Raw genomic sequence first — 12,874 nt, 5'->3', positions numbered from 1 at the left:
AGATCCCTGAAAAGATAGATATAACTTCTTCGCAGACAGACATTTTTCCTTTCTTATGCTTCTACCGGCAACTTCTGAATACCTGCCGAGGGCCTGATTGGAAAGAGCTGATTCCCCCAGCACAAGCAGAGCAACATATGTCCATGTCCAAGCAACGTTAAGCTATGGCAAGATACGTCACTCATCGTTTATGTTCAGTTTAGTGTTGTTAACAAAACCGAGATGAGAAAGGATGCGAGAGCATGAGCAACAATCAAGTGTTAGGCTTTGCCCCTGCCCTGGGCTGGAATTCGTGGAATACCTTTACGTGGGATATTAACGAACAATTAATTCGGGATGTCGCTGATGTGTTTGTATCGGAAGGTTATCTGGCCGCTGGTTACGAGTATATTGTCATTGATGATTGCTGGAGCCTGAAGGAACGTGATGCAAGCGGTAATTTGGTGGCTGACCCGGATAAATTCCCGAGCGGAATGAGAGCGCTTTCTGATTATATCCATAGCAAAGGACTAAAGTTCGGCATGTATTCATGCGTGGGTACACATACATGTGCCGGGTATCCAGGCAGCTTTGAGCATGAATTCCAGGATGCTGCCCTTTTTGCCGAATGGGGCGTTGATTATTTGAAGTATGATTACTGCTTCAAGCCGCGCCATATCTCAGGAGAGCTGCTGTACAAACGGATGAGCCTTGCGCTCAAAAACTGCGGACGCGATATCCTGTTCTCCGCCTGCAACTGGGGAGCCGACGACGTATACGATTGGATTCGGGAATCGGGCGCTCATATGTACCGTTCTACCGGCGATATCCGTGACAATTGGGATTCAGTGAAGGAACTTGCCCTGTCTCAATTGGGAAAACAAAGCTACACCGGCTCCTTCTGCCATAACGACATGGATATGCTGATTGTAGGTATGTACGGTGGAAGCAACAATGATTATATTGGCAGCATCGGCGGATGCAACGACATCGAATATAAAACCCACTTCTCTCTCTGGTCCATGATGGGTTCCCCATTAATGATCGGATGTGACGTGCGCAAGGCTAACCAGATTACAAAGGATATTCTCCTGAATCCTGACCTGATCGCTATCAATCAGGATGTAGAAGCGCGCGGAGCTTACCGCATCAAACCAGAACCACAGTGGTTTCACACAGACGATGTATTTATGCTGGTGAAGGTACTCACAGATGGTGATCTAGCTATTGGTTTCTTCAACCTGAGCGACAGCCAGCGGGAATTGTCTTTGCAATTTTGGGATATGGGTCTGCCTTACGCTGCCGGTTATGCCCTTTCCCTGTATGACTGCTGGGAACATCAAGAGCTTGGCGTATTCCGTGAACGCTTCGCTCCCGTTGTCGCAGCACATGATTGCCTCGTCGTCCGGGCCAAACTGGTGAAATAGATGGCTCAACATCGCCTGTGCACCTCCTGTCAGGTTCCGCTCTCTTCAGACGATGTGGGCATCTACCTCAAATTGATCTCGCGCTCTGCCCAGCAATTTCTGTGCATCGATTGTATAGGAGTGAAGTTGAACTGTGGACGTGAGCCTATTGAGAAGTTGATCCGTTATTTCCGAGAGTCCGGGAACTGCGCCCTGTTCCGTTAACGTTATGCCTTGGTCCCGTGTAGCATCATGTACGATGTTGGCGTGTGTGAAGTTGCTTTCTTGAATAATTTGGAAAAATATAACGGATCATTGTAGCCGACAGAATAAGCTACCGATTGAATCGGCAGGCCCGACGTTTTCAACAGTTCACAGGCGCGCTCGATTCGGCAGGATGTAATATACTCCAAAACAGACTTGCCGGTTGCTGCCTTAAACAGACGAAACAAATAACTGCGCTCCAGATTAACTGCCTTTACGATCTCGGTGACGGTCAATGTTGGCTTCCAGTAGTTCTGCTCGATGTACTTTCTCGCCAGCCAGACATAATCCTTGGCGTCCACCTGCGGCTCTTTCGGATAATGCTCCATATAGTAGGAGAGCAGCAGACGCAAACGTGCATCCGCCCGCAGTAATTCATAAGATGATGCACCCGCGTTCCAGGCAAGGTGGAAAAAAGGCTGCAATGTCTCCGGCGAGACCGTCACCACGGGTTGTACCTCTGAGAGCTGTGTCAGCCCCAGCAACCGCCCGGCATCCTCACCGCTAAACTCCACCCAGACGTACTCCCATGGATCTTGCGGGTCTGGATAATAGTAAATCTCCTTTTGCGGAAATATGATAAAGCTTTCCCCCGTAACGAGCCGAAAAACGCGGCCGCCCGTCTCCAGCGTCCCTTGGCCGCGGATAATATAGTGCAGCGCATAAACGTCACGCACGCCTGGCCCCCATTGGTGAGGGTTAGCTGGCTTGTGACCACCGCTGATAAAATACAAATTACTGGCTCTACTGCTCTCATGCCAAATCGGATTCAACCTTGATTCCCCCTTTCTAAGACGCCCTGTTCTGGCGTTAGGTTTATCTTATATATCGTTGATCAGATGCTCGGTAACGCTTACATGCTAAATCCAGAGAGGAGAATGTTGTATGCTTAGAATGGTTACAATAGAACATGGACAAGTGCAAGGACTGCCCGCGGCGGACCCGCGGATTACCAGCTTCAAGGGAATTCCTTTTGCCGCACCTCCTGTAGGTGAGAACCGCTGGCGCGCTCCGCAACCGCAGTCGAACTGGGAAGGTGTACTGCAAGCTTTTGATTTTGCCCCCATCTCCATGCAAGCCCCAACAGTCATCGATGATAACAATATCTATACCCGCGAATGGGCCGTTGATCCCGACCTGCCCATGGACGAGGATTGTCTGTATCTGAATGTCTGGACACCCGCCAAGCGTACGGACGAGAAGTTGCCTGTTTTTGTCTGGTATTTTGGCGGGGGCCTGCAAGTCGGCCATACGGCCGAAATGGAATTTGATGGCGAGCGAATCGCTCGTAGAGGTATTGTCGTTGTGACGATTAATTATCGACTGAATGCCTTTGGCTTCCTGTGCCATCCTGAGATTAGTGCCGAATCCCCACATGCACCCGCCAACTTTGGTCATCTTGATCAACAAGCAGGTACCCAGTGGGTCAAACGCAACATTGCCGCCTTTGGCGGTGATCCAGACCAGATCACCATCGGCGGACAGTCGGCAGGCGGAGGAAGTGTACTCAGCCAGATGACCTCTCCGCAAAATAAAGGCTTGTTCCAGCGAGCCGTCATCATGAGCGGTATAGCTACCGAGTTGTACCCGAAGGTCCGCGTGCCTTCTGTCCGTTCCACACTAAGGGATGCAGAGCAAGCAGGGGTTGAATTTTTCGGCTTCCTAGGCGTATCTTCCCTGGCTGAGGCGAGACAACTGGATGCTGAATATCTCCGTAACAAAGCACTCGAATACAAAAGCTTCTGGGGAACCGTCATCGACGAACAATTCTGCGCAGGCGATCCGTTTACTCGTTTTGTTCAGCAGGAGCGCGAGGCGATACCCGTAATGCTGGGGCATACGTCTTCCGAATTTTGGACCCGTCCCGCCGCAGCCAATCTGGAGGAACTGAAGCAGATGGCTGTGGAGTTGTTTGGCCAGGATGCTCCTGACTTTTTACAGCTATGTGAGGCCGATACCGGCCAATTCGAACATGCTCTTCAACAAGCATCGGTCCGCATGATCCAGCATGCCATTCTGCTCGCCATCCGCGCGAACAGCGGTCATCCGTCTGAAACGCCTCTCTACTATTATAACTTCGACGCCGAGATTCCGGGCTGGGATCAGCCAGGTACTTTTCACTCCGTTGATCTGTGGTTTTTCTTCGAAACACTCGCCAAATGCTGGCGGCCTTTCACAGGCAAGCATTATGATCTGGCTCGCCAGATGTGTAATTATTTATCCAACTTTATTGCTACAGGTGATCCGAACGGCTCGGACTCCACCGGAAAGCTAATGCCTCATTGGACTCCTTGTACTACGGAACAGCCGTATCTAATAGAATTTGGCGATCAGGCTCAATTACAGAAGGCTGAGCCCGGACCGATGCTCGCATTTTTAATTGAACAATATTTCAAGAAACAGAATGCACCTGTTGTTTAAAACATGAGGTTTGCCCTCTCACGATATATGTAAGAGCCATGCTGTCGCATGGCTCTTACCATATACGAAATTGAGATTAGATTACTAAAAGTATACAAGAATATGGAAACCCTCTCAATCCAGGTCAAAACACAAAAATGGCACTTAAATACGATTTAGACCTTTAATGATCCGCGGAAGCCTCTTGCACCATAATAAGATTCTGCTCCATTTAATCCCATTCAAAGGCTCCTGTGTACAATTGATAATAAATTCCTTTGGTCGCGAGCAACTGATGGTGATCGCCGCGCTCCTTGATCCGTCCTTTTTCCATCACCATAATGGCATCGGAATTTCGCACGGTGGATAACCGATGGGCAATAACAAATACCGTTCGACCGTCCATCAGATTATCCATGCCCATTTGTACCAGTGCTTCCGTGCGCGTGTCAATCGAAGACGTTGCCTCATCCAGAATCATTACCGGCGGATTCGCAATCGCTGCCCTGGCAATGGCAAGCAATTGACTCTGTCCCTGCGAAAGCCCATTGCCGTTCCCATCAAGGCGGGTATCATATCCATCAGGCAAACGTTCAATGAAGCTATCTGCGTATGACAGCTTAGCAGCTTGAATGACTTCCTCATTACTGGCCTCCAACCTTCCGTAACGAATATTGTCAGCTACAGTACCGGAGAACAGATGGGTATCTTGCAAAACAATCCCCAGGGAACGGCGCAAATCGGCTTTTTGAATACGTTGAATATTAATACCGTCATAGATGATCTCGCCGTCCGCAATATCATAGAAACGATTCAGCAGATTCGCCACGGTTGTCTTGCCTGCACCAGTTGCACCTACGAAGGCAAGTTTCTGCCCGGGCATCGCATATAACGTAATATTCTGCAGCACCTGCTTTTTCCCATCATACGTAAAACATACGTCCTTAAACTCCACTTTCCCTTTCAGAACCACGGTAGAACCATCCTCCAGCTTCCAGAACCACCCACCACCATGCCGGTTTTTCTCCAGCGTCACGCGGCCTTCATTCTCTTCAGCATGTTCATCCATCATATTGAATATCCGTTGTGCTCCCGCAAGGGCCACCACAAACATGCTCACCTGCGAGGAAATTTCGGCAATCGGCATCGTGAAATTTCTGGACAAGCTCAGAAACGCTGCGATACTCCCCAAGGTCAGGCCTGTATTCCAGCCAGAGATCGCCATAGCTCCACCAACAATAGCAACGAGAACATAAATTAATGTTGCAAGATTGGCATTAACAGGCATCAGGATATTGGAATATTTGTTGGCTGTTGCTGAATGCTCAAACAATTCATCGTTCAGACGTGCAAATTGTTCAATAGCTTTCTCCTCACGGCTGAACACCTGTACCACCTTTTGACCATAAATCATTTCCTCAATATATCCGTCCACCACACCAATCGATTCCTGCTGCCGGAAAAAGTGCTGTGTCGCCTTAGTACCAACTGTTTTGGTAATCCAAAGCATCGCAAGTGCACCCAATACAACTACAATGGTTAACGGCACATCCAGATATAACATCGTACCGAGGACCACGATAACCGTCACGGCAGTAGATAACAACTGTGGCAACCCATCCGTAAGCATCATGTTAAGGGTATCCACATCGTTGGTGTAGTGACTCATAATATCCCCATGGGCTTTGCGGTCAAAATATTTAATCGGAAGCTTCTGCATATGCCCGAATAAACGGTCGCGAATTTTCTTCATAATCTGTTGCGAGATCGTAATCATCAGCCGCTTCGAGACAAATGTACTAACAACTCCCGCAGCGTAGATTACAGCCAGGATAATCAATGTCTGCAACAAGGCGTCAAACACCGGATGCTGATCGCCCAACAATGGTACAATAAAATCATCGATGAGCAGTCGCAGAAAGGCTGCGGAAGCTACAGAGACGGCAGAGCTAACCAGTACAAGCAGCAGCACCAGTGCTGTTCTAAACTTGTAATATTTGAAGTAGGCCAGCAAACGTTTAATGGTTTGGCTATAATTTGTGTTATCCATCCAATTCTTCACCACCCTTAGTTTGTGTATGGTAAGCCTCTTGATAAATTGTACTTCTGTCCAAAAGCTCCTGATGTGTTCCGATATCCACCATTTTGCCTTCGTCCAGCAGCACAATCTGGTCTGCATCTTCGACGGATGCGACCCGCTGGGCAATAATAATTTTAGTCGTATCCGGGATACTTTCCTTGAAAACGTTCCTGATCAATGCATCTGTGCGTGTATCCACAGCGCTGGTCGAATCATCCAGAATCAGAATCTTCGGCTTTTTGAGCAAGGCTCTTGCAATACACAGCCTCTGTTTCTGACCTCCGGAAACGTTAGTGCCACCTTGCGCCAGGTGGGTATCATATCCATCAGAAAAAGTGGAAATAAATTCATGCGCCTGTGCCGCTTTGCAGGCTTCGATTAGCTCTTCATCGGTCGCCGATTCATTCCCCCAACGCAGGTTCTCCTTGATGGAGCCTTCAAACAGAATGTTTTTTTGCAGTACCATCGCAACCTGATTGCGAAGCACATTCAGATCATAGTCCTTCACATTGGTTCCGCTAACGAGCACTTCGCCCTCACTGGCATCATAGAGACGCGGAATCAATTGCACCAATGTGGATTTCGCGCTACCGGCTGCCCCGATAATCCCAATCGTCTGTCCTGAAGCAATGCGAAGGTTGATGCCGGATAGTGCATAGTTCTCGGCTTTGTCAGAGTAACGGAAGGAGACGTTGCGAAACTCCACCTCTCCCGTAAGCATTTCCATTACCGATGATTCTGGACTTGTAATGTCCGGTTTCTCGCTTAATAGGTCGTTAATACGTCCAGCGGAAGCACGAGCAATAGCGACCATAATAACGACGATCCCCAACGTCATCAGACTCATCAGAATTTGCATGGAATAAGCAAATACACTGGTCAGTTCTCCTGTTGTCATGCTACCACCCACCACCAGTTTGGCTCCAACCCAGGAAATAAGCAGCATCACAGCATACAGCACAATTTGCATCAGGGGCAGTTCATACGACAAAATGCGTTCTGCCTTAACCATTTGTGCAAATATCTTTTGGGATACCACTTGAAACTTGGATACCTCATGTTCTTCCCGAACATAGGATTTGACGACCCGAATGCCGCGAACATTTTCCTGAACCACTTTATTCAGGTCATCATAACTATCGAAGGCACGTTCAAAGATGGGAAACGAATACTTCATAATGAGGATCATGCCCACAGCCAGAACAGGAATGACGATCACAAACCACATGGCGATGTTAGGGCTGATCCGATACGTCATTATCGTTGCAAAAATCATCATCACTGGACTGCGGAATGCAATCCGTATGATCATCAGAAAGGCATTTTGCACATGCGTAATATCTGTAGTCAGCCTTGTGACGATCCCTGAGGTCGAGAATTTGTCCATATTGGAGTACGACAGTTGCTGAACATGACGGAACAGGTCGTAACGCAAATTTTTTCCAAAGCCTGATGTGGCGATTGCAGAGTGTTTACCCGCCAGTGCGCCAAAGACTAGGGATACCAGCGCAAACAGTACCAGGATCAAGCCATATTTAACAACCTGATTCATTTGGCCTCCGGTGATGCCCTGATCAATCAACTCGGCCATAAACAACGGGATGATGACTTCCATTGCAACTTCACCAAGCAAAAACAAGGGAGTTAACCATGTATCTTTTTTATACTCCCTCACACTTTGCAGTAATTTTCCCAACATATGCATTCTCCTCTTTAGTAATAAATCCGTCTGAATTACGGTTCAGATGTAGATCAATGGTAAGAACAGAAGCTATTATAAACTGTATAGTTACTATACAGTCAATCTACTTTTTCGATCTGGAGGTACTCATGCATCCAAACGACATGTTGTCCATTACTGCTTTTTCCAAACTGTCTGATGTTACACGCAAAACACTCATTTATTATGATCGTATCGGGTTATTCAAGCCTGCCTTTGTTGCGGACAATGGTTACCGTTTTTACAGTCGCAGCCAGCTCGATACTATCGGAGTAATTCATATTTTCAAAGAGCTGGGCATGTCCCTGGAGAAAATCCAGGAGCATCTCGGCCAGCGTTCCCCTGGCAGTACTCTTAAGCTTCTGCGAAAGCAGGAGGAGATTCTGCAACTGCAGATCAAAAAACTTGCGCAGGCCAAACAGATGATCATCCAGCGTGCGGAAAATATAGAGCATTCCTTGAATATTGATACGAGCCGAATGTATGTCATCTGGCAAGCCAAGATGCCGTTGCTGCTGAGCCGCCGGGTCTACTCATCCAAAAGCCAATTTCCCGAAGAGCTCTGGAAGGATTTTCAGGTACGTCTGAACAATGAACATGCACCGATTGGATATCCGAGTGGCGTGATTATTCCCAAAGAGGATCTGCTGAAGAAGGATGGAGATATGATCTCCCATATGTACAGCTTCATGACCACACAGCATCATGAACAGGAGTATATGCCGGAGGGTTTCTATCTCGTGTCTTATGCCAGAGCAGACTATGGTGATACTGAGAAAATTTTTCCGCGAATCTTTGATTATATGGAAAGAAATCATTACGCCGTTAAGGGTGATGCTTACGAGGATTACATGCAGGATGAGATCGTTCTGCAAGATTCGGAGGATTATCTGGTCCGGGTCATGGTGCATATTGAGGAACCGAACGGTGGTGATCATCTTGGGTAATAGGCATCAAGCAATCTTCCTGATCACATTAATAATTCCATAAGGGATTATACTTTTGAAAACATATGTTTATAAACATAAGCGACCTTTCCTTTGGTAAATTCCAGGAAAGGTCGCATTGAAGTGACGGTATATAATCCAGCAGCCGATATTGTTTCGCCTTCTGCTGGCCTTAATCGAACTCCGCCCATTGCTTGGTTTCGCTTAATTCCTTACAGCGATCAAAGGATGCAGTGTCCGCATTAATCGAGAAGTCCATTTCATATCTGGATGACGGTTCATGTTTTTTTCAAAACGCTTTTTCAGGGTTTCGAGCAGTCCCTCACGTTGAGAGAGCAACTCATTATCCGTGAGTCTGTGTTGGTTTGTTGATGATGACAGGTAGCATAATCTGTAGTGAAAAGATATCCTTTTCCTGCGACACCGTCAACGTCCCGTTGTGCTGCTGGATCATTTTCTGACAACTAACGAGTCCAATTTCGTTGCTATCTTCTTTCTTTTTGCCAACACGTTTAATCTTATTCTCCACCTCAAGAATAACCCATTGTTGCCTCAAAGAAATCTGGATATGAACGGGATGCCCTGGATCGGCGTATTTTCGAATATTTGAAAATATATTATCCATTACGCGACGCATGGCGACCAGATTGATTTCCAGCAAAAACTCCTCATGATGTGCATCTGTCTGAACCTGCACGTCTATATCGTCCAAAACCACTAATTGCTCATCTATGAGTTGATCGATAAGCGCTCTGCCCTCATACATCTCAAATTCTACTTCCTCTTCTTCAGCGGCCGATGATACCGTAAAATATTCGAATAGTTTGTCCGACAGCACTTTGATCTGATAGGCCTTCTCCCGGCTATTATGAATATACTGCAACAGATCCTCATGTGTCTTATATTTGTTGAGCTCTATGATATCCATATATCCTAATAGAATCGTGAGTGGCGTTCGCAAATCATGGGAAATCGCCGTGATCAATTCACGGTTGGCCATCCTGACCCTCTCCTCGCTGCCCAGCCGCTCCACAAATGATTTCCTCATCTCATCAATACTCTGGGCCAGAGATGACAGTTCATCCTTTCCCGATATCGTAATCGAATAGTCCAAATTTCCACCTTCGAGTATTTTGATCTCTTGTTCAAGCACGCCAATATAAGATGTTTTCTTATTAATCATCAGTAGAAAGGAAACAATAAACACAATGGCCGCTATGAAAACACCAATAATCAGAATGAGGTTGTAGTATTGATACTCATAAAAGCTAACCAAGTATATCTGGGCATCCTGATCCGCAAAATGGATGGTGGTGATGGGTATTTTCGATGGCACGATTTGAGTTAACAGCTCTTCATTAATGGCAGGATCAATCTCCGTGTTGGAGGAAAATATCAATTTGTCTTTTGCAAAAATATACAGATTTAAGTAGCGCTCATGTCTTATCCAAGCAGACAATTGCTCATGATCACGGGTTGACACGTTCTGGCTATCCACAAATGCTTCGAATCGATCAAGCGCATCTTGCTGCCTGTTCTCTACAAAAGTGGATTTGCTTAAATAACTATCCAATACAGTCTCGCCAACAACTTGTAAAATAACGAGTGCACTTATGGAAATGACCAAAGAAATGACAACCGCCAGAACCAGTTTAATCTTCAGCTTTTTTCCGATTAATAATCTATTCAATTTTGTACCCCTTCCCCCAAACGGTCTTCACATATTTAGGGTTCTGCGGGTCATCCTCCAGTTTGCCTCTCAAGTTACGAATATGAACCATCACTGTGTTATTACACGTATAAAAGTAGGGTTGCCCCCAAACACTCTCATATATATTTTCTGCCGAGAACACCTTTCGTCGCTTCTTAGCCAACAGCAGCAAAATCTGGTATTCAATTTCAGTTAGAGCAATCTCCTTGTCTCCAACAAACACGGTTTTTGAATCCTGATGGACGGTAAGATCCTTAACGATAATTTGGTCCTGTTCTTCGGTCTTCTCCTTGCCCCGATAAACATAATACCTCCGCAGTAAGGCCTTCACCCGCGAAACAAGTTCTGTATAGGAAAAGGGTTTGGACAAAAAGTCATCACTGCCTGAGGAAAATGCCAATTGTTTGTCAGAATCCTGCGTTTTCGCTGTGAGAAACAGGATCGGTGCGCTTGTTTTTTCACGAATCTCCAGACACGCCTTCAGCCCCGATTTATTGGGCATCATCATATCCAAAATAATGAGATCCGTCTCTTCGTTCACTTTATCAATCGCATCTTGACCATCTATCGCTTCAATCACTTCATAATTCTCACTCTCTAACAAAATCCTTACAATTTCACGAATTTCACTGTTATCATCAGCAATTAGAATTTTCTTGCTCATCTGATCCCTCCGTCTAATTTCAGTATAATATGCGTTATTAGCGACTACCAGCAAATACAATCGACTTAAGAATTCTTCAGAAGTTATGTAGGTATCTCTTAATAATTTCGTCTTATACTGTAAATATGTAGAAGTTATTAGACAAAGGGGTCGTCAGGTATGCCACAAACTTCGAAAAAAGTAATGATTAACATATTGTTGGGTCTGTTCATCATGTTGTCCATTGGTCTACTGGTGTATTATTCTCCTGCCCTTATTAAAATCATGTCTTCCATGGACAACTTCAGAGCGTATATTCATTCAACAGGCCATTGGGGTCCGGTCATGTTTATTTTATTCCAGATTCTTCAGATCGTGGTTGCACCTATTCCAGGAGAAGTGGTACAGATTGCAGGCGGTTATATCTATGGGGTTACACTTGGGTCCTTGTATACTACAATAGGTTTGATTATAGGCTCAGCGATTGCTTTTTATTTCACTCGTTTTATCGGTCGCGCTTATATTTCACGGCTAATGCAAAAGAAAAATAATAAGTGGATGTCGTTAATTCATGATGAGAAGAAGTTCTCCGCTTTTTTATTCATCTTTTTCGTAATTCCCGGCTTGCCCAAAGACATGCTTGTATTTGTCGCCGCACTTACATCGATTAGTTCGTTTAGATTCTTCACGATCCTTATCGTCGGTCGTCTGCCGTGGATCATCGCATCTACCGTTGTAGGGTCCACAATTCATATGCAACAATACACAATCGCCATTATTATTTCTGTTATCGCTGTAATCGGGTTTGTACTCGGTTATATCTATAGGGAGAAATTGGTGGGATTGTTCTCCCGGTCAGACAGTACCAAAGCCAAAGCCAAACCCAAGGCTATACCCAGTTATAGTACGAATAGGGAGTCTCGTAAAATAAAAAGAGATACAACATGAACAAAGCCAATCTATTGATATGAAAACCGGAGGTATATCATCTTATGCAAATACTTAAAACCAATCGATTAATCCTGAGAAATTTCACCGTAACGGACGCAGCCGGACTGTTGGAATACACAGCAAATCCCAGAGTGAATTGTTTTATGGATCAACGAATTTCAACGTTGGAAGACGCTGCGGCAGAGGTCGCAAAAAGAAGCAGTGACGATTCCCACATCGCAGTCTGTCTGAAAGACAGTAACGAGTTGATCGGTGAGCTGTTTGGTATGAGGGAAGATCGGGATTCCGATACGGATAAAGATTCGAATTCAGATACGTATAGTATAGGTTGGAATTTTAATGGCAGATTTGAAGGGAAAGGGTACGCCAGTGAGAGCGCCAATGCTTTCATCGAAAATCTCTTTATGGAACAGGGAATAAGAAGATTGTACGCTTATGTCGAGGATGATAACTTCCGTTCTCAGAAACTGTGTGAGAAGCTGGGCATGCGCCGGGAGGGTCTTTTTTTGGAGTTCATTTCATTTGTCAAAAATGAGGACGGCACACCGAAATACGAGAATACGTATCAATATGCTTTGTTGAAAAAGGAATGGCTGGCACAGCGTGAATCTCAGAAATAAAGAATGACAAGCCCCATCATTAGTTAAAAAAAGTTATGGAAATGAGAACGTACCTATACGTATAGGTACGTTCCACAACAAATACGGCGGCTTCTCCCTGGATAGATTCCAGAGGAAAAGTCGCCGTTTCATTATCGTGCATAACACTATTGA

The 12,874-nt window shown here is 45.7% G+C and carries 10 protein-coding genes; 5 read left to right on the top strand and 5 right to left on the bottom strand.

The window, feature by feature from the left end; genetic code table 11:
- Nucleotides 1-242: 242 nt before the first annotated feature.
- Nucleotides 243-1,406, top strand: a complete 1,164-nt coding sequence (locus tag MHI52_RS04395; protein ID WP_036606020.1) for a glycoside hydrolase family 27 protein — start codon at nucleotides 243-245, stop codon at nucleotides 1,404-1,406.
- A 206-nt stretch (nucleotides 1,407-1,612) separates the two neighbouring features.
- Here the strand turns inward: MHI52_RS04395 and MHI52_RS04390 are convergent, their stop codons facing one another.
- On the bottom strand, nucleotides 1,613-2,422 hold the full coding sequence (locus tag MHI52_RS04390; protein ID WP_405158541.1) for an AraC family transcriptional regulator: 810 nt from the start codon (nucleotides 2,420-2,422) through the stop codon (nucleotides 1,613-1,615).
- Nucleotides 2,423-2,534: 112 nt separating this feature from the next.
- Between MHI52_RS04390 and MHI52_RS04385 the strand changes: the two genes are divergently transcribed.
- Nucleotides 2,535-4,070, top strand: coding sequence for a carboxylesterase/lipase family protein (locus tag MHI52_RS04385; RefSeq protein WP_405158540.1), 1,536 nt, complete (start codon nucleotides 2,535-2,537; stop codon nucleotides 4,068-4,070).
- Nucleotides 4,071-4,281: 211 nt separating this feature from the next.
- On the opposite strand, the gene MHI52_RS04380 is transcribed toward MHI52_RS04385, so the two are convergent.
- Together MHI52_RS04380 and MHI52_RS04375 are read right to left on the bottom strand one after the other, a co-directional pair.
- On the bottom strand, nucleotides 4,282-6,099 hold the full coding sequence (locus tag MHI52_RS04380) for an ABC transporter ATP-binding protein (RefSeq protein WP_405158539.1): 1,818 nt from the start codon (nucleotides 6,097-6,099) through the stop codon (nucleotides 4,282-4,284).
- The gene (locus tag MHI52_RS04375; RefSeq protein WP_405158538.1) at nucleotides 6,092-7,828 is read right to left on the bottom strand and encodes an ABC transporter ATP-binding protein; all 1,737 of its coding nucleotides are present in this window, start codon (nucleotides 7,826-7,828) and stop codon (nucleotides 6,092-6,094) included. Before MHI52_RS04375 ends, MHI52_RS04380 begins: the two co-directional genes overlap by 8 nt.
- A 131-nt stretch (nucleotides 7,829-7,959) precedes the next feature.
- On the opposite strand from MHI52_RS04375, the gene MHI52_RS04370 reads away from it, so the two are divergent.
- The gene (locus MHI52_RS04370; RefSeq protein ID WP_405158537.1) at nucleotides 7,960-8,796 is read left to right on the top strand and encodes a MerR family transcriptional regulator; all 837 of its coding nucleotides are present in this window, start codon (nucleotides 7,960-7,962) and stop codon (nucleotides 8,794-8,796) included.
- A gap of 343 nt (nucleotides 8,797-9,139) precedes the next feature.
- Here the strand turns inward: MHI52_RS04370 and MHI52_RS04365 are convergent, their stop codons facing one another.
- Complete coding sequence (locus tag MHI52_RS04365) at nucleotides 9,140-10,486, bottom strand: histidine kinase dimerization/phospho-acceptor domain-containing protein (protein ID WP_405158536.1); 1,347 nt, start codon at nucleotides 10,484-10,486, stop codon at nucleotides 9,140-9,142.
- Nucleotides 10,479-11,171 (bottom strand): response regulator transcription factor, encoded by a 693-nt coding sequence (locus tag MHI52_RS04360; protein WP_339285503.1) that lies wholly within the window; start codon nucleotides 11,169-11,171, stop codon nucleotides 10,479-10,481. Before MHI52_RS04360 ends, MHI52_RS04365 begins: the two co-directional genes overlap by 8 nt.
- A 159-nt stretch (nucleotides 11,172-11,330) precedes the next feature.
- On the opposite strand from MHI52_RS04360, the gene MHI52_RS04355 reads away from it, so the two are divergent.
- Nucleotides 11,331-12,098 (top strand): TVP38/TMEM64 family protein, encoded by a 768-nt coding sequence (locus MHI52_RS04355; protein ID WP_076253799.1) that lies wholly within the window; start codon nucleotides 11,331-11,333, stop codon nucleotides 12,096-12,098.
- 44 nt (nucleotides 12,099-12,142) lie between these two features.
- Nucleotides 12,143-12,721, top strand: coding sequence for a GNAT family N-acetyltransferase (locus MHI52_RS04350; RefSeq protein ID WP_339285499.1), 579 nt, complete (start codon nucleotides 12,143-12,145; stop codon nucleotides 12,719-12,721).
- Nucleotides 12,722-12,874 lie beyond the last annotated feature (153 nt).

This window comes from Paenibacillus sp. FSL H8-0283 (genome assembly GCF_045040675.1).
In the GTDB taxonomy this organism is placed as follows: domain Bacteria; phylum Bacillota; class Bacilli; order Paenibacillales; family Paenibacillaceae; genus Paenibacillus; species Paenibacillus amylolyticus.
This window is presented reverse-complemented; position numbering and strand designations above follow the sequence as displayed.

Bases quoted from the DNA above. Each gene is read 5' to 3' on its own strand.
- MHI52_RS04395 (WP_036606020.1), top strand. From the start codon at position 243: ATGAGCAACAATCAAGTGTTAGGCTTTGCCCCTGCCCTGGGCTGGAAT.
- MHI52_RS04385 (WP_405158540.1), top strand. From the start codon at position 2,535: ATGCTTAGAATGGTTACAATAGAACATGGACAAGTGCAAGGACTGCCC.
- MHI52_RS04380 (WP_405158539.1), bottom strand. From the start codon at position 6,099: ATGGATAACACAAATTATAGCCAAACCATTAAACGTTTGCTGGCCTAC.
- MHI52_RS04375 (WP_405158538.1), bottom strand. From the start codon at position 7,828: ATGTTGGGAAAATTACTGCAAAGTGTGAGGGAGTATAAAAAAGATACA.
- MHI52_RS04370 (WP_405158537.1), top strand. From the start codon at position 7,960: ATGCATCCAAACGACATGTTGTCCATTACTGCTTTTTCCAAACTGTCT.
- MHI52_RS04360 (WP_339285503.1), bottom strand. From the start codon at position 11,171: ATGAGCAAGAAAATTCTAATTGCTGATGATAACAGTGAAATTCGTGAA.
- MHI52_RS04355 (WP_076253799.1), top strand. From the start codon at position 11,331: ATGCCACAAACTTCGAAAAAAGTAATGATTAACATATTGTTGGGTCTG.
- MHI52_RS04350 (WP_339285499.1), top strand. From the start codon at position 12,143: ATGCAAATACTTAAAACCAATCGATTAATCCTGAGAAATTTCACCGTA.